Genomic DNA, 15,689 nt, shown 5'->3' on the forward strand with positions numbered 1-15,689 from the left:
TGCGAAGGCGGACTTGCTATGAACCGGTGGACTCAACTCACCCTGACACGCAGGGTCTTGCAGTTCGTCCATACCCGGGACCTTACTACAGACGTTACGACTACTAACGGCCTGGGTCTTTCGGGTGGACGATACTTAGGTTCACCAGTTCCGGCCCAGCCTCCCAGATGACCTTCCACCCGTATTTGGGTCCTGCGTCGGGCCGCTGGTCTTGGGGACTGATGCAGGGTTTAGTGACGAAAGGTCGATCACCAATCACCTGAGTCCTGAAAGGCAGTCTCAGCTCTGACGGTCGAATATCGCCGCATATCGTTGCCACGAGACAAGTGTCATCACCATCGATGAAGCGATCGCGATCGCAGCGGGTACAGGACGGCGCTTCCACGCCGCGATCATCGCAGTCCCCAAAACGATCGTGCCCACGGCGTTGATACCGATGAGTGTGCGATCGCTGGCAGGCTCAGCTGACCATAGTTCCTCTCCAAGCATCGCTCGTGTTGCAAAGGCACGGTGATGTTTTGGCGCGGGAGTCATAACAGGGTTCACAGCGAACCACGCTGCCACCCCTGCGGTCTGCAAAGGGTCACGTTTCCACGCGGGCACTAGGAGCAATGGGGTCGTAATTAGCCGGCTCCAGGCACTGATCGGATGACAGTGTTTTGAGAAAATATATTGTCGTATATTCGCCAGACGCATACCCGAATTCTATCTCTCGCGGAGGACGATCGGGATGCTGTCGTCCTCCGCCGGGTTGCCAATGTGACCGCCATTGGCGTGCTTCTGCTTGAACAAGCGACGCAGTAGGCGTTTCATTCGCACCCGCGTCCTGGCCAGTGCTGGTCTCCCATGCCGATCGCGGAGCCACGATGGTGGGGTCGAAAGTTGACCAGTTCGGGGCCATGTTCACCGATCATCCTGAATCCTGCCGGCATCCCTGCTCGTGCGCTGCGTTGTTCCCCTGACCGCACGTATCGTCCACTGTTGAGCAGCCAGCGTCGGTGCGCGATGCCCCACCAGTGGCGGTTCGTGCCGGGCCCGTAGCGGCGGGTGTTGTAGTCGTTTATGGTCACCATTTCCCCTGGTTCAGTGCGGCAATTACTGCACGGGCGTCTTCTCGCCATAATTCCCGAATTTCTTCGAGCGTCGTTTCCCAGGTGACGGGCTTCTCTGCGGGCCCGTGGTTGCGTTCCCAGATCGCTTCAGCCGCTCTGTCTACTGATTCTGGCGTTTCCAGGGCGGATCGTTGCCATGCCGCCCCTTCCTCGAACCAACTTCCTTGCTCGTCGCTTACGGCGCGTTCGTAAGCTCTCGCTGCTGCCTTCTCGTCCCAGTTCATTGCTTCTGCTCCCGAGACTCTTCGGTTAAAGTTCTGGAAACGGTAGACACGGAGGTCTCCTCATGTGGGTAGTAGTCGGCATCCTTCTGGGCATTGCCCTCATATGCTGGTTGGCGGCGAAATTCCTCGCGCCATCGAGTCCTCAACAGCCCGTCGACACCGACACCGTTGCACCGGACATCTCCGATCAGACCAATAGCAGCACTTCGATCAGCGAAACGTGGCTCTCGAAAGAAGAAGCTGATTCCGAACTGGTTCGTGACCCCACTGGAACACTCGCCTTCCGAATTGAGCGCCGCGAGGGTGAGTTCCGATTCGTGAGTGAAGAGTCTGGTAAGCAGCCCTCCCCCGGCAACCTGGCGCTGGCAAGACTCGGAATCTTCTACCTGAACGTTCGAGGGTGGAAAAACTACCCCGCCGCACGGCTGAAAGTTGGCGATCATATTGACCTTCGCAGGGAGCCTAAGAACAAGTACGATCCCAACGCGATTGCTGTCGCCCGCCCCAGTTCGAAACACATCTACGGTTACGTCAACCGGGGGTTTGCTCGGCGTCTCGCGAAGCCCATCGACGCCGGCGAAAAGTTCGTCGGGGTCGTCATGGGCATAGCGGGCATTACGATCGTAGTCATGCCCGCCGAGGTCGCCGAGGAACTGAACCTCTAACGACTGTCGACGCCGCAGGGCCATCACGTCTTGGCTGCGGTCACATGTCTTTCTCATGGTCGTAGCTTGTCCTCACCTACGGGACTTTTCCCAGTCCTGACACGCGGTTGGTGAGGTTCGGTTTCGGCTCCAACGTTTGGTGAGGTTGCGTGAGGTTCGGGTTTGGGATTGTCGGTGTTTGAGGTTCCACCGGAGGCCCTGTGCGCCTCTTCCAGCCATCTTCGTGTCGCCCATGACTCCACGTGTGGTTCGAGGGCTACGGCGGCCCAGACGGCGGCGGGGATGATCGTGGCGGTGATGATGAGCGGGATCATGATTCGACCGCCAATGCTCGGGCAGCGTCCATGGCTTCGGGGAGGGTGCGGTGGAAGTCTCCGGCCCGGCAATATCCGTGGGGCGGGATCGCGAAGAACTCTACGCCGTCACCGAGTCCCCACCCTTCGTTGGCGAGGACACGTGGCACTGGATGGTCGGGGCAACTGACCATCCCCCGGCATTCGCCCCTGTGCATGTCGCGTTCGATCAACAGGCGCATCTCTGCATGATCGATGATTCGGTCATCCCCGCCTGGCAGGCCGGACACCCAATAGCGTGGTTCGCCGGGCGGCTTGTCCCACGGCGTCCACCATTCCCGTCCGCGCCTGCCCGTGTACCGACCCGATGCGAGAATCTCGTCGATGATGCTCATGCCGCGTTCCTCCTGCGTGCGTCGGCCTCTCGGGTTCGTCTGGCGTTCTCCTTGAGGATGTCTTCGTTCGTGGGGTCGATGCCCTGGGCGCGCAGGTCGTGGGCGATCTTCTCGAACGCTTTGACCATCTGGTCGTAGTTCGTGGGCTTCGGAACCTTGTCGTGCCAGTTCATGAGTGCACTCTGCTCGCGTCACAGTACACAGTTCGAACAAAAAAATACGGTCGGCTGGTACCTTGAGAGCTTTTGCGATCTTCCGCGCCGTCTTCGATGAGCACGTGGTGCGCTTCGTAGCCGGGTTGTCGGTCAGGGCACACGAACTGTGACGACCCAAAAGAAGAGGCCGCGGCACGCCGACTGACCGCCAGGAAACTCATCGACTGGGATGCTCTCGTCGACGTCTTCCGGTGGGCACACACAGCCCATGAAACTGCCGACGAGCTCAATGTCATACCCGAGGTGCTCGAAGACCGGCTGCGGTTCTTGCATCCTCACGAGAAGGTGCTGCTCCGACTGATCGGACAAGCGCGGAACGGATAGACCATGGCCAGTATTGAACACTACGAGACCAAAAAAGGTCGCAGGTACCGGGTCAGGTACGTCAAGCCAGACCGGAAGCACACGGACCGACGTGGATTCAAGACAAAGCGGGAGGCTCAGATCTTTCTCAACACGGTCGAGGTCTCCAAACTCGAAGGCACCTACATTGACCCGACCCAGGGGAAGGTAACAGTCGGCGAGCTTGCAGAACCATGGCGGGCACGACAGTCCCACCTCAAGATCACCACAAGCACCGGACTCGAGCAGGCGCTGCGGATTCACGTGCTTCCCGTGTGGCAGAACGTGCGAGTTGCAGATGTGAAACGCACCGCCGTCGCTGACTGGGTGGCAGCCATGTCGAAGACCCGCTCCCCGACAGTCGTGCTTCGTGCCCATGGTGCCCTGCTCGGGATCCTGGGTGACGCAATGCGCGACCGCCTCATACCTGTCAATCCTGCCGCTGACCTCGACAACCTCCCGAAGCGCCGGAGGACCGAGCATATCTATATGACGCATGAGCAGGTGGCGAAGTTCGCCGAGGGGTCGAACGGGCGCGACTGCCTGGTCTACACGGCCTGCTACACGGGCCTGCGCTGGGGCGAGATGGCCGGATCAACGATCGCCCGAACCGACACTGGACGCCGGCGCCTACGCATCGTCGAGAACGCCGTATACGTGAAGGGAAAGCACCACGTGCAAACCCCGAAGACGCACGAGTTGCGAGAGGTCGAATACCCGGCCTTCCTCGATGATCTCATGGCTGATCAGGTCGAGGGCAAGGGGCCGGATGACCTTCTGTTCCCGGCGCCACGGGGAGGGTTCCTGCGACACGCCCGATCGCGCGAACGGTGGTTCAAGCGAGGGAAAGAATCGGCCGGCGTGCCCGCCTCGATCACGCCTCACGACTTCCGGCACACGGCGGCATCCTTAGCCGTGCAGTCCGGGGCGAACGTGAAGGCGATCCAACGGATGCTGGGCCACGCCTCAGCCGCGATGACCTTGGACACGTATGCAGATTTGTGGGACGAGGATCTGACCGTCGTTGCCGAGGCGCTGAACCGTGCCCGCGAAATGAAACTTGGGCAGAAGCAATGTCGGGGAATAAGAAAAGCCCCGCGATCCGCTATTTCTAGAGGATCGCGGGGCAATTTCATCGGGGTGAGTAACGGGACTTGAACCCGCGACATCCGCGACCACAACGCGGCGCTCTACCAGCTGAGCTATACCCACCACATGCGCTGCACCGAGGCGCAGACAGCAAGATACATCCTAACCTCACTGAGGCACCCGGGCAAACTCACAGCGCATATGGTGCACAATGAGACACAGATCTCCTGACGTGCAACGATTCAGTAGCGATGTATAACGGTTTCGGAAAAACGGTAGGAGCACCCGTTCGGATTCATTAGTATTGTCACGGTCCCACCCTCAATATCGTTCAAGGAACCCTGTACATGGCTCGTGCGCTGATCTCCGTCTCTCAAGACGGGTTCACCTATCTCACCCTCAACGGGGCGACGAGTCGCTACTCTGACACAGGACAGGCCATGACCTACCTTGGCGACTACGCTAGGGAAACTGCGACCCAAGTGCCTGTGACCATCGACGATGGCAAGCAGGAAGTCGACGTCCTCTTAGACGAGACCGGCAAGATCGCCCCCGCTGCGTCCGCATCACCGACCTCGCCTCCCGAGTCCCCTCCGGAATCTTCTGCCTCCGCGGCACCTGCCGCGGCGAACGGGGACACATCAGCAGACGAGGCCACGACCACCTCGGCGATGGACACCACCTCTGCCGACTCGCAGACGTCACTTCAGAACCAGCCCGGTGCCGAGGCAGACGACGGGGATGACTATCCCCTGGGCACCCCCTTCTCCGGGCCGGCCGCTCCCAACGCTCCGACGGTCAAGCGCACACGGGTGCGTAAGCATGCCCCGCACCACAAGCGCTCTCAGCACAGTCGACCGCAGCGGCTGAAGAAGATCACCGTGCCCGGCCTCGTGCTCATCGGCATCGTGATCCTGATGATCGGGGCGTTCGTGATCCCGAACATCGTCCCCGCCGGCTCCCAGGATTCACCGCAGACGATCGAATCGGAAGAGCAGATCAACCCGGCCTCCGAACTCTCGGTCGACAAAACCGAAGACGTCGTCCCCGGCTTCGACAACTCCCCGAAGTGGGAAACGAAGATCCCCAAGGACGCCTCGGTGACCGCCTCCGATCGTGGTGTGCTCGTCGTCGACGGCGGCAAGCTCGAAGTACTCGACTCCGCGACGGGCAAGACCCGCTACTCGGGAAAGACCAGCCAAGCCCCGACCTTCGCCGTCGACACGACCATCGACGGCAAACCCGCACTGCTGTGGCAAGCCGGCAACACGGCTGAGGCACTCATCGACGGCGAGAAGAAGACCAAGACCTACCAGCTGCCGGAGAAAGCTCGAATCACATCGGCGGGCAAGAGTGTCCTCATCAAGTCGGGCAATCGCCTGTCCACGTTCGGCGTCGATGGACTCGTGAATGTTCCGACTCCCGAATCAGGATCAACGCCGATGGCGATCGAGAACGACGAGCTCATCAGTTCCGACTGGAACGGGCCGGTGAAGGCGAAGAACATCAAGTCCGGTGACGAACGGTCCGTCAAGCTCGAAACACCCTCTGATGAACTCCAAATCATCAAATGGGTCTCCGCCGGCCACGGCAAAGCGGTCACACTGTGGGGCGAGCAGGGAGCATCGACAAACTCCGGTCACCGCATTCAGCTCGTCGTCCATTCCCTGGAAGACGGTTCGATCCTGTCGACCGTGACCACGACGACCGACATCGTCGGCGAGATGTCATGGGTGCGCGGCCAGGGCGGGAAACGTGCCTACATCGGCCCGTACCTCTTCGACCTGGAAAGCGGACTGCTGCTCATGGACACCTCCAGCAAAGACATCCACCTGTCGGAACCGCGCGGCACAATCGTCCCCTGCACCGTCGACAACGACGACTCCTGCCTGCTGGCAGGCAAGCACGCCTATCGCACAGATACGAACCTGTTGGCGCTGACCGACAACGGCGGCACGGCCATCGTCGACGGGAAAGATTCGACGATTCGCGCTTATGAGAAGACGTCCGACACGAGCGAAAAATAGGCTATGACTTTCTCACCCTTGGCGTAGCCATTAGGATGGACAGCGACGTGCCTGTCTGCCATGTCCCCTTGTACGTTTGATGCCGGAGTCCCCACCGCGAAGGAACACAGTGCCAGCTACACACGAGTTCAGCCGCACAGCGGCCGCCCTCGGCACTGCGCTTGCCCTGATATTCCTCCCCTTCGCCGGCACAATTGCTCCTGCGCACGCGAGCCTCACGAATTCTGCCGAGGCGGAAACAAGTACTTCCACGCCTGGGAACGACGGCACGGAGGCTGGAGACTCAACCGGCGGTAAGAATGCTGAACCTGCAGCGGATGATGGCAACGTCAACGGCCCCAAGGAGTCCGACGAGCCCGACGACAACGACGACGAGGCCAAAGATGAGGCCTGCGACCCCCCAAAAGAATTCACCGACGGTGACCCTCCATGTAAGACTGCTGAGTCGTTGGTAGCGACCTGGGGTGACGGCAAGCAGGACCCCAAACAAGAAAAGAAGACTCTTAAGCTAAAGACGCCGGATAATAATTCCGGAAGCATGCCGAAGAGCTGGGTGGGCGCGGAATTCGATGGTCCTCCCAAGGATGAAAGCGCCATACGCTGGCCTACCCAAAACGGTAGTGGCTCGAACGGTTCTTCCGATTCGACGGCTACTGGCGCCGAGTCAAACGCCGGTACGGACGACAGCGGAAATCCTCTTCCGGATGCTACTGCCGCTGCCGCACCCGATAAGTACTCGTTTAACGATGAGGGATATGTAATAGACGCCGAGGATCCGAGCAAAGCGCCGATGAAGTTCGAGGAATTCGAAGACGCTCCCGAACCGGCGTGGACCTTCACTTCAGATGGAGAGGACATCACCGTAGAAGACGGCGAGACGTATCCTCCAGATCCCGATGATGATGCTGGAAGCAACGGAACCGATGACAACACTGGCGGCATGGCTAGTGACAATGCCGGGGCCTCTGAAGACACAGACAACACGGCCAGCTCCGATACCGGCGCTGACGGCGCGAACTCCGACGCAGACTCGAAGGACGCCACAGCCTCGAAGAATGGCAATAAGGCGAATTCGTCCAGCTCCGCAGACGGCAACACCCCATCTGACTCGGACAGCAATTCCTCGTCGAAGGCCTCCTCTGACTCCAAATCCTCGGACTCCGCGAAAGCTGATTCGAAAGACGCCGACGCTTCGTCATCGTCAGACGCTGACTCTTCCAAGAAGAACTCTGATTCGAACTCCTCGTCATCCTCGGACGGATCCGACTCCGACTCTGATTCCGGCAAGTCCGACAGCGTAGGAGATGCCGATAACGACGGCAGCTCGAACAAAGACGGCGGCAAGGACGACAAAGACTCAGCCGACAAGAACGGCTCCGGAACAACCTCGGGCGGCAGAGGACCAGACGGTAAGGACACCACCCCTGATCCTGAGACCGGCAACGGTTCCTCCGATACACGCGATGAGATCCCTGGAGACGTCGGCGACGATTGGATGCCAGGGAACGGCGAGTCCCCTCCTCCTGACTATTCGGATCCCGTCCCACAGAACCCCGATACACCGGCGCCCGATGATGACACTGACCTCATCACCGGAGGCGACACACCGGAGCCGCGCAGCGACAAACCGCCATCTACCTCCTTCGGTGAGTCGATTGTGTCAACGATCGCGAGCTCGTGGCCGGTCTTCATCCTGGCAGCCTCCGGCATGGCCGCAGTCGGCTTCATCATCTGGCTCGTCGGACGCCGCAACAAGCAGAACTGAGCCGTCTCAGACCCGAACCGTCTTCACCGAAGACCGGTTCTCAGGCCTGTTGCTGCCCTAAGATCGCAGCATGGACCTCTACGATTCTGAATTCCAGGTCGTCGCCGTCGCCGAATCTCTGGCAGCCAGGCTGGGCACCAATGAGAACCACACGGTGGCCGCGGCCGTCATGGACACCCACGGTCGCATCCATACCGGCGTCAACGTCCACCACTTCACCGGTGGTCCCTGCGCCGAGCTCGTCGCCATCGGCACTGCGGCAGCGGCCGAAGCAGGACCCCTCGTCACAATCGCGGCGGCCGGCGATGGCGGTCGGGGACTCCTGTCACCCTGTGGCCGGTGCCGTCAGGTCATTCTCGACCTGCACCCCGACGCCCTCGTCGCCATCCCCGGATCGGGCTCTACGGCGTCTGCCGATATCGCTCCGATCTCCGCGCTCCTCCCCCATTACTACCGTCAACCGGATTCGGCGCCCCAGCGCCTCCTGAGGTTTCATCCTCGGTATTACGAAGCGACCACCTCGGCGAAGAAGACCCTGACTGTGCGCTGGGGCGAATCCCACACAACAGGTCCCGCCCTGGCCTACTTCGAGCACACCGACCACGGCCCACTGCCCATCGACATCACCGCGGTGCACACTCATCGATTGAGCGAGCTGACACCACAGATCCTCCAGCTGAAGACCGGGTCGAGCGTCGCCGGCTATATCGCCAATCTGCGCGATCACTATCCGACCATGCCCGAGGACGCGAAGGTTGAAGTGGTGACTTTCAGGCTCTCCGCGGTCAATATCTGACACTGGGAGAATCAAGCGGTTAAGCTTGACACGAGGCACGCTGGCACCCCGTCACGTGCATGAATGTATTCTCGACCCGGAGGACCTGCCCCGATGACTGACAATGTCTACACCTCAGATGTGACCGTCGACTCAGCGTCACCCAGCCAGCTGGCGGAATCGATTCGCCTGCGCGAAGAGCGCATCGCGGACAACATCGATGAACTTGTGGGCCGTGTCCACCCGAAGGTGCTGGCCACTCGCGCCACGAACAAGGCAAAGTACACCGTCGTCGACGAGGACTCAGGCTCGGTCAAGCCCGAAGCAGTTGCACTCGGCGTCGGCGTCGTCCTCGGCGTGGCCGCACTGATCGTGGGCGTCTCCGGCCGCAGCAAGCGTGGCTGAAGCCAGCCTGCCCATCCGCATGCTGCACGACCGGCTCCTTCTGGATCCGGGCGAAGAGGCCGGGGAGCGCAAATCCTCGGCCGGGATCGTCATCCCAGCAACCGCCAGCATGGGGAAGCGTCTCGTGTGGGGCAAGGTCGTCGCGGCCGGCCCACACGTTCGGCAGGCCAACCTCGGCGATACCGTCCTCTACGATCCTGAGGAGCTCGCCGAGGTGGAGCTCGAGGGGAACGCGTACGTGCTCCTGCGTGAGCGCGACATTCACGCGATCTCGGAGCCACCGGAACAATCGAGATCCGGGATGTACCTCTGACCTGCAGGTATGCGAGCTACCTCACAAAACCTCAAATGAGTGGTTCTCAGTTTGCAAGAACCCTGGCAACCTGAGTAATATTAATTCTCGTTGCGCGACAAGCGCAGCTCGCACCTCTAGCTCAATTGGTAGAGCAACTGACTCTTAATCAGTGGGTTCCGGGTTCAAGTCCCGGGGGGTGCACCACAGCCAAGAAGCCGCCGTTCGGAACATCCGAACGGCGGTTTCTTGTTTGTCTCCTGTGGCACGCAGCCGCTCGAGTGTAGCCGCTAGCGCTGGCGCCGAGCCGGTATCTTAGCTGCAGGTCGGACCGGTGCCCTGCCTGCTGCTCGGGCCCTGCCATTCATTCGGGTTCTATACGGCTTCAGAGCATTCTCCGAAACGCCGCAGCCGTCTGCGCACTCAAGCATGGGGTTCAAGTTGGCTCCGTCACCGGGTTCCGCAGCAGCGGCTGTGTCGATGAGACGGCCGTAGCAGTCGGGACAGAGATATGGTGCATACTTCATTGCGCACTCCTTGCAGATCGACCACTGTCTGATCTGCCGTTAGACATGCAGGCTCTGGGCCGACATGGGCGTATGCAATTTGCACAAACACGTCGCTCTCAGTCTAGCAGTCGGGCCTCAACGGCCCCTGTGCCGAGATCCGCGCGCTCAGGCCTGGCCTGCGCGCGCATATGCGCCGAGGACCTGACGTTCGGAGTCACCGAGGTAGGCACCGAGCTTCGCCGCCGCCGCCCTCGGGCTCTCATTGAGGTAGGCGTCGAGGACCTCTTGATTGCGTTCGACGAACGGCGCATGAAGAAAGTCGAGGACCTCGACTTTGAGGAAGGCCAGGCGCAGCTCGGCCAGCACATTCCCGAATGAGCGCATCAGGCGCGAGCTGTCCGACAATGAGACCACGGCATTGTGGAAGGACATATTCAGTGTCCCCACCTGCAACCAATCATCGGCGGCCGCAGCCGTGTGCGCAGCCTCGACGGCCCGGCGCATCTCCTCGGCGCCCGGGTGGTTCTTCGGAGCGTTCTCGAGCACAGAGCATTCGATGTGTCGCCGCACCCGGTAGATATCGATGACGTCCGAAGTGTTCGGCGAGGCCACCGAGACTCCGCGATGCGGAATGTGATTGACCAGCCCCTGCTCCCCCAACACACGGAAGGCCTCACGCAATGTGTTCCGGGAGACGTCGAATTCCTTCGCCAAGGCGGCTTCGGACAGGCGGGCGCCGGGACGCAGCTCGCCGGCAATGAGACGGTCGGTGAGCCGATTGACCAGGGACGATTCGTGATTCACAGTTCCATCCTAGTGATCGCGGCAACAAATAGCCCAGATTTGCGAGAACAGCTTCAGTCCTGAAATGTGACCTAGCTCTATTCTTGTTGAACAATCCATGCTAGATTGTCTAACGCTTCTTCGATAGTGATGCGGACCACCACCGTGGCTGGCCCCTATCGCATCGGCAGGCGGACCACATTCCAGGCAACTTGGAGACCCCATGTCACAGCCACAAGAACAGACGCCGCACAACCAGGCGCCCGATGACCAGGCGGCGAAGTCCTCGGTCAAGGTCAGCCGCAGTGCGATCCTGGGCGCGATCTTCCTCATGGCCACCTCGGCCATCGGCCCCGGGTTCATCACCCAGACGGCAACGTTCACCGCCCAGATGGGCGCGGCCTTCGCCTTCGCCATCTTCATCTCGATCCTCATCGACATCGCCATCCAGCTCAATGTGTGGCGCATGATCACGTCCTCGGGCAAGCGTGCGGCACAGCTGGCGTCGAGCGCCATCCCGGGCACGGGCATCCTCCTGTCGATCCTCATCGTCATCGGCGGTCTGGCCTTTAACATCGGCAACATCGCCGGCGGAGGTCTGGGACTCAACGCCCTCCTCGGCATCGACCCGAAGCTCGGCGGCCTGCTCACCGGTGTGCTGGCGATCGGAATCTTCCTGTTCAAACGCGCGGGCAAGGTCGTCGACACCGTCGTCATGGTCCTCGGAATCGGAATGATCATCCTCACCGTCATCGTCGCGATCGCCTCCGACCCGCCGGTCGGCGAGGCGATCAAGCAGAGCTTCCTGCCCGACACCATCAACTTCGCCACCATCACGACCATCGTCGGAGGCAGCGTCGGCGGCTACATCACCTACTCGGGAGCCCACCGCTACCTCGACTCGGGCAAGACCGGACCGGAGCATGCTCCCTCAGTGATGCGCTCGGCGCTCACAGGCATCCTCGTCACCGGCGTCATGCGCTATATCCTGTTTCTGGCCATCCTCGGCGTCGTGGCCTCGGGAGTCGCCCTCGACCTCAGCGGTCAGGCCGCCAACCCTGCCGGTCAGGCGTTCTCCGCCGTCCTCGGCGATGCCGGAATGCGCATCTTCGGCGCCATCTTCTGGGCCGCGGCACTGAGCTCGGTGATCGGGGCCGCCTACACCTCGGCGACATTCCTGTCCGCGTTCTCCACACACCTCGGGAAGGGATGGCCGCTGCAGCTGGCCACGGTCGCGTTCATCACCGTCTCCCTCATCATCTACCTCATCGTCGGAACAGCACCGGCGACCCTGCTCGTCTTCGTCGGCGGATTCAACGGACTCATCCTGCCGATCGGCCTGACGATCTTCATGTACATCGGCTGGTTCAGGCCACGCCTGCTGCGAGTCGACAAATATCCCACGTGGTTGCTGATCATCGGCACCGCGGCAACACTGGTGATGTGGTACACGGCCGTCGGATCGGTCGGCCCCATCTTCGCAATGATCGGAATCGGAGGGTGACAATGACCGCCACAGATACGAACGCCACCAGCTCGGTGAGCATCGACCTCAACTCGGACCTGGGTGAGAACGTCCCCGACCGCGTCGTCAGCGACGACGCGGCGATGCTGGACCTGGTCTCCAGCGCCAACGTCTCATGCGGTTTCCACGCCGGCAGCCCCCAAGGAATCCGAGAGACCCTTGCCGCAGCCACGAAGGGCGGCGTCGTCATCGGCGCCCACCCCGGCTACGACGACTACGAAGGATTCGGCCGCCGGCCCCTCGACGTTCCCGCCGCGACCCTGCAGGCGCAGGTCGAATACCAGATCGGTGCCCTGTTGGGCCTGACCAGCGCAGTCGGCGGCTCGGTCTCCTACGTCAAACCTCACGGCGGTCTCTACAACGCCATCGTCCGCGACGAGGCGCAGGCCAAGGTCGTCGTCGATGCAGTCAAGGCCGTCGATGACTCCCTGGTCTTCCTCGGCCTGGCCGGCAGCGTGGCCAACAGAGTCGCCGCCGAGGCGGGACTGAGTGTCGCGGCCGAGGCCTTCGCCGATCGTTCCTACAACCCCGATGGCTCTCTGGTCGCCCGCACCGAACCCAATGCAGTGCTGCACGACCCGCAAGCCGTGGCCGCACGCGTGCTCAGGCTCGTCCAGACCGGACAGGTCGAAGCCATCGACGGCAGCCTCGTCGACGTCGACGCCCAGTCCATCTGCTTCCACGGAGATTCTCAGGGCTCGATCGACATGGCTCGGGCCGCACGAGAGCTCCTCGAATCCTCGGGTGTGACGATCGCTGCGTTCGCCGGAGTGAAATGATGAGCACGCAACCTACCGCAGCAACCACTGCACTGGAGACGATGCGCGCGGCTGGTACCAAATCTCGCACCCGCATCCGGGACGGATTCTCCGGCCCTACCTCGGGGATGGCGCCGGGTCTCGTGCAGGCGAATCTCATCTCCGTGCCCGCCGAGTGGGCCTTCGACGTCCTGCTGTTCACCCAACGCAACCCGAAGCCGTGCCCGGTCATCGACGTCCTCGAACCCGGTCAGGTCGAATCCGTGCTGGCCCCGGGCAGCGACATCCGAAGCGACATCCCCGGGTACCGGATCTGGGAGGACGGTCAGCTCACTGGTGAAGTCGCCGACGCCACACAGGCATGGGCGGACCACCCGGATCTCGTGTCCTTCCTCATCGGCTGCTCGTTCACCTTCGAAAACGGGCTCACCGAGGCGGGCATCCCGATCCGCCACCAGGATGCCGACCGCAATGTGCCGATGTATCGCACCTCCACCGCATGCGCCCCGGCCGGTCGCGTCAAGGGGAACCTGGTCGTGTCCATGCGTCCGATCCCGGCCAGCCAGGTCGCCGAGGCGGTGCGCATCACCGACCGCTTCCCCGCCGTCCACGGTGCCCCCGTCCACATCGGCGAACCCGCACAGCTGGGCATCACCGACTTGAGCGCCCCCGATTTCGGTGACGCCCCGGTCATCGAAGACGGTGACATTCCCGTGTTCTGGGCGTGCGGAGTCACCCCGCAGGCGGCCATCCAGGCCTCGGGCGTGCCGTTCGCGATCACGCACTCACCAGGGAAGATGTTCATCACCGACGAACCGGAAGACACCTTTCGCCAATGACCACCGAGCTAACCTTCCACACCGCCTCCCGACGCCACCTCCTCGTCGAATGCGCGGACCTGGCCGCGACGATGACCGTGCACCACAGCCTGGAAGCTGCCGATCTTCCCGGAGTCGTCGAGCTCATCCCGGCCGCCCGGACCGTGCTCATCGGCTTCGATCCGCGCCGAACCGGGGCAGGTGCCCTTGAGCAGGCGATCCGCGGTCTCGATCACGCCGAGTCCGCGACTGCCGCGGCCCGGGAGGTCAGCATTCCCGTGACCTACGACGGGGAAGACCTCACCGAGGTGGCCGGCCTCCTCTCCGTCTCCCCCGCCGAGGTGGTCGCCCGCCACCAGGCCGCGACTTGGGAGGTCGCATTCGCCGGGTTCGCCCCAGGCTTCGGCTACCTCGCCGGTGATGACGAACTCTTCAACGTTCCTCGTCGATCCTCACCGCGCACCCGTGTGCCCGTGGGCGCGGTGGCCCTGGCCGGCGAATTCACCGGCGTCTACCCGCGCGCCTCCCCCGGTGGGTGGCAGCTCATCGGACGCACTGAGGCGACTCTGTGGGATCTCGACCGGCAACCCCCCGCTCTGTTCGTGCCCGGCACGATCGTGAAGTTCACCGACGCCGAGCGGGAGACCGTGACCGCAGAAGAGGCGACTGTGAGTGCGGACTCTGCTGCGTCCGTCCCGGAGGTGAGCGCCGAATCGGCACGTACCCTCGAGGTGCTCCAGCCCGGCCTGCAGCTGCTTATCCAGGACCTCGGGCGTCCCGGCTTCGCGTCGATGGGCGTCTCCGGTGCCGGTGCCGCAGACCGCACAGCTCTGCGGACCGCCAACCGGCTCGTCGGCAATACCGAGACCGCGGCCGGGCTTGAGAGCTTCGGCGGCGGGGCCCGGCTGCGGTTCACCGGCGACGGGGTCGCCACGGTCACTGGAGCCGATGGGACGATCACCGTCACCGCCGGCGATGGGACGGTTCTTAAGCCCCAACTCGGCGAGGCCTTCGCTGTGGCTGACGGGGACGAACTCGAGATCGGCACAGCCACCCGCGGCGTCCGGCGCTATCTCGCCATCCGCGGCGGTCTTGATGTCGTAACGGCGCTCGACAGTGCCTCGGCGGACACGCTTGCGGGACTCGGCCCGGCCGTCTTGGAGGCGGGCACCACACTCACTCTGCACCCGCAGCTGGCCGCGCCCCACCTCGTCGAGGTGAACCCAGCACCTGCCCGGGATCTGCCGCAGCCTGGGGAGAGGCTCACGCTGAGCGTGACCTTGGGCCCACGCGATGGCTGGTTCACCTCAAGCGGCGTCGAGACTCTGCTGTCCCAGGAGTGGACGGTCACCCACGAGTCCGACCGAGTCGGTCTGAGATTGAGCGGCGAGGTCCCACTCGAACGCGCCCGCGCCGGGGAACTGCCCAGTGAGGGCGCAGTGACCGGGGCACTCCAGGTCCCACCGAACGGGCAGCCTGTGCTCTTCGGGCCCGACCATCCGCTCACCGGCGGCTACCCGATCATCGCCAGCATCGATGACACCGACCTCGCCGCGCAGCTGGCACCGGGTGTGAAGCTGCGGTTCGTGACCGGTGATGACACCGGTGAGAACAGCACTGACCGCGGCGATACGAACACCGGCCGCGACGTCACCAGCACCGCCCCCTCACCCCATTCCTCTGAGAACGGACACTGA

General features: G+C 62.5%; 17 protein-coding genes and 2 tRNA genes. 12 read left to right on the top strand and 7 right to left on the bottom strand.

Annotated elements, in window-relative coordinates; all coding sequences use genetic code 11:
- Positions 1-279: 279 nt before the first annotated feature.
- A complete protein-coding gene (locus INT40_RS06340) occupies positions 280-696 on the bottom strand; it encodes a DUF6653 family protein (RefSeq protein WP_145997439.1) in 417 nt (138 codons plus the stop codon).
- A gap of 370 nt (positions 697-1,066) precedes the next feature.
- Positions 1,067-1,336, bottom strand: a complete 270-nt coding sequence (locus INT40_RS06345; RefSeq protein WP_101572896.1) for a hypothetical protein — start codon at positions 1,334-1,336, stop codon at positions 1,067-1,069.
- A 62-nt stretch (positions 1,337-1,398) separates the two neighbouring features.
- Here INT40_RS06345 and INT40_RS06350 point away from each other — a divergent pair, with 62 nt between their 5' ends.
- Positions 1,399-2,001 (top strand): HIRAN domain-containing protein, encoded by a 603-nt coding sequence (locus INT40_RS06350; protein WP_101572898.1) that lies wholly within the window; start codon positions 1,399-1,401, stop codon positions 1,999-2,001.
- A gap of 310 nt (positions 2,002-2,311) precedes the next feature.
- Here the strand turns inward: INT40_RS06350 and INT40_RS06355 are convergent, their stop codons facing one another.
- From INT40_RS06355 to INT40_RS06365, 3 genes are all read right to left on the bottom strand, one after another.
- The gene (locus INT40_RS06355; protein WP_101572902.1) at positions 2,312-2,689 is read right to left on the bottom strand and encodes a hypothetical protein; all 378 of its coding nucleotides are present in this window, start codon (positions 2,687-2,689) and stop codon (positions 2,312-2,314) included.
- The gene (locus INT40_RS06360; RefSeq protein ID WP_180958988.1) at positions 2,686-2,862 is read right to left on the bottom strand and encodes a hypothetical protein; all 177 of its coding nucleotides are present in this window, start codon (positions 2,860-2,862) and stop codon (positions 2,686-2,688) included. The genes INT40_RS06355 and INT40_RS06360 overlap by 4 nt, the downstream gene beginning before the upstream one ends.
- Positions 2,863-2,994: 132 nt before the next feature.
- Positions 2,995-3,183 (bottom strand): hypothetical protein, encoded by a 189-nt coding sequence (locus INT40_RS06365; RefSeq protein WP_180958989.1) that lies wholly within the window; start codon positions 3,181-3,183, stop codon positions 2,995-2,997.
- Positions 3,184-3,231: 48 nt separating this feature from the next.
- Here INT40_RS06365 and INT40_RS06370 point away from each other — a divergent pair, with 48 nt between their 5' ends.
- Complete coding sequence (locus tag INT40_RS06370) at positions 3,232-4,404, top strand: site-specific integrase (RefSeq protein WP_101572906.1); 1,173 nt, start codon at positions 3,232-3,234, stop codon at positions 4,402-4,404.
- Here the strand turns inward: INT40_RS06370 and INT40_RS06375 are convergent.
- A tRNA-His gene (locus tag INT40_RS06375) sits at positions 4,386-4,458 on the bottom strand. The genes INT40_RS06370 and INT40_RS06375 overlap by 19 nt on opposite strands.
- 224 nt (positions 4,459-4,682) lie before the next feature.
- Between INT40_RS06375 and INT40_RS06380 the strand changes: the two genes are divergently transcribed.
- From INT40_RS06380 to INT40_RS06405, 6 genes are all read left to right on the top strand, one after another.
- A complete protein-coding gene (locus INT40_RS06380; protein WP_193095755.1) occupies positions 4,683-6,362 on the top strand; it encodes a hypothetical protein in 1,680 nt (559 codons plus the stop codon).
- Between the two features lie 109 nt (positions 6,363-6,471).
- Positions 6,472-8,127, top strand: a complete 1,656-nt coding sequence (locus INT40_RS06385; RefSeq protein ID WP_101572910.1) for a hypothetical protein — start codon at positions 6,472-6,474, stop codon at positions 8,125-8,127.
- A gap of 70 nt (positions 8,128-8,197) precedes the next feature.
- Complete coding sequence (locus tag INT40_RS06390) at positions 8,198-8,923, top strand: ASCH domain-containing protein (protein ID WP_101572912.1); 726 nt, start codon at positions 8,198-8,200, stop codon at positions 8,921-8,923.
- A gap of 93 nt (positions 8,924-9,016) precedes the next feature.
- A complete protein-coding gene (locus tag INT40_RS06395) occupies positions 9,017-9,307 on the top strand; it encodes a DUF3618 domain-containing protein (RefSeq protein ID WP_101572914.1) in 291 nt (96 codons plus the stop codon).
- Positions 9,300-9,620, top strand: coding sequence for a GroES family chaperonin (locus tag INT40_RS06400; RefSeq protein ID WP_101572915.1), 321 nt, complete (start codon positions 9,300-9,302; stop codon positions 9,618-9,620). The genes INT40_RS06395 and INT40_RS06400 overlap by 8 nt, the downstream gene beginning before the upstream one ends.
- A gap of 110 nt (positions 9,621-9,730) precedes the next feature.
- Positions 9,731-9,806, top strand: a tRNA-Lys gene (locus INT40_RS06405).
- 467 nt (positions 9,807-10,273) lie between these two features.
- On the opposite strand, the gene INT40_RS06410 is transcribed toward INT40_RS06405, so the two are convergent.
- Positions 10,274-10,912, bottom strand: coding sequence for a GntR family transcriptional regulator (locus INT40_RS06410; RefSeq protein WP_101572916.1), 639 nt, complete (start codon positions 10,910-10,912; stop codon positions 10,274-10,276).
- Between the two features lie 202 nt (positions 10,913-11,114).
- On the opposite strand from INT40_RS06410, the gene INT40_RS06415 reads away from it, so the two are divergent.
- The 4 genes from INT40_RS06415 to INT40_RS06430 are packed head-to-tail and all read left to right on the top strand — an operon-like array spanning position 11,115 to position 15,689.
- Positions 11,115-12,395 (top strand): NRAMP family divalent metal transporter, encoded by a 1,281-nt coding sequence (locus INT40_RS06415; RefSeq protein ID WP_193095756.1) that lies wholly within the window; start codon positions 11,115-11,117, stop codon positions 12,393-12,395.
- Between the two features lie 2 nt (positions 12,396-12,397).
- Positions 12,398-13,195 carry a LamB/YcsF family protein gene (locus tag INT40_RS06420; RefSeq protein ID WP_193095757.1) on the top strand — a complete coding sequence of 266 codons (798 nt, stop codon included), beginning with the start codon at positions 12,398-12,400 and terminating at the stop codon, positions 13,193-13,195.
- Complete coding sequence (locus tag INT40_RS06425) at positions 13,192-14,013, top strand: putative hydro-lyase (RefSeq protein WP_413463552.1); 822 nt, start codon at positions 13,192-13,194, stop codon at positions 14,011-14,013. The genes INT40_RS06420 and INT40_RS06425 overlap by 4 nt, the downstream gene beginning before the upstream one ends.
- Positions 14,010-15,689 (top strand): carboxyltransferase domain-containing protein, encoded by a 1,680-nt coding sequence (locus tag INT40_RS06430; RefSeq protein ID WP_193095759.1) that lies wholly within the window; start codon positions 14,010-14,012, stop codon positions 15,687-15,689. Before INT40_RS06425 ends, INT40_RS06430 begins: the two co-directional genes overlap by 4 nt.

Source organism: Brevibacterium sp. FME17, from assembly GCF_014897515.1.
Lineage (GTDB): Bacteria > Actinomycetota > Actinomycetes > Actinomycetales > Brevibacteriaceae > Brevibacterium.

Coding starts and splice junctions, on each gene's coding strand:
- INT40_RS06340 (WP_145997439.1), bottom strand. CDS start 696: ATGCGTCTGGCGAATATACGACAATATATTTTCTCAAAACACTGTCAT.
- INT40_RS06345 (WP_101572896.1), bottom strand. CDS start 1,336: ATGAACTGGGACGAGAAGGCAGCAGCGAGAGCTTACGAACGCGCCGTA.
- INT40_RS06350 (WP_101572898.1), top strand. CDS start 1,399: ATGTGGGTAGTAGTCGGCATCCTTCTGGGCATTGCCCTCATATGCTGG.
- INT40_RS06355 (WP_101572902.1), bottom strand. CDS start 2,689: ATGAGCATCATCGACGAGATTCTCGCATCGGGTCGGTACACGGGCAGG.
- INT40_RS06360 (WP_180958988.1), bottom strand. CDS start 2,862: ATGAACTGGCACGACAAGGTTCCGAAGCCCACGAACTACGACCAGATG.
- INT40_RS06370 (WP_101572906.1), top strand. CDS start 3,232: ATGGCCAGTATTGAACACTACGAGACCAAAAAAGGTCGCAGGTACCGG.
- INT40_RS06380 (WP_193095755.1), top strand. CDS start 4,683: ATGGCTCGTGCGCTGATCTCCGTCTCTCAAGACGGGTTCACCTATCTC.
- INT40_RS06390 (WP_101572912.1), top strand. CDS start 8,198: ATGGACCTCTACGATTCTGAATTCCAGGTCGTCGCCGTCGCCGAATCT.
- INT40_RS06395 (WP_101572914.1), top strand. CDS start 9,017: ATGACTGACAATGTCTACACCTCAGATGTGACCGTCGACTCAGCGTCA.
- INT40_RS06415 (WP_193095756.1), top strand. CDS start 11,115: ATGTCACAGCCACAAGAACAGACGCCGCACAACCAGGCGCCCGATGAC.
- INT40_RS06420 (WP_193095757.1), top strand. CDS start 12,398: ATGACCGCCACAGATACGAACGCCACCAGCTCGGTGAGCATCGACCTC.
- INT40_RS06425 (WP_413463552.1), top strand. CDS start 13,192: ATGATGAGCACGCAACCTACCGCAGCAACCACTGCACTGGAGACGATG.
- INT40_RS06430 (WP_193095759.1), top strand. CDS start 14,010: ATGACCACCGAGCTAACCTTCCACACCGCCTCCCGACGCCACCTCCTC.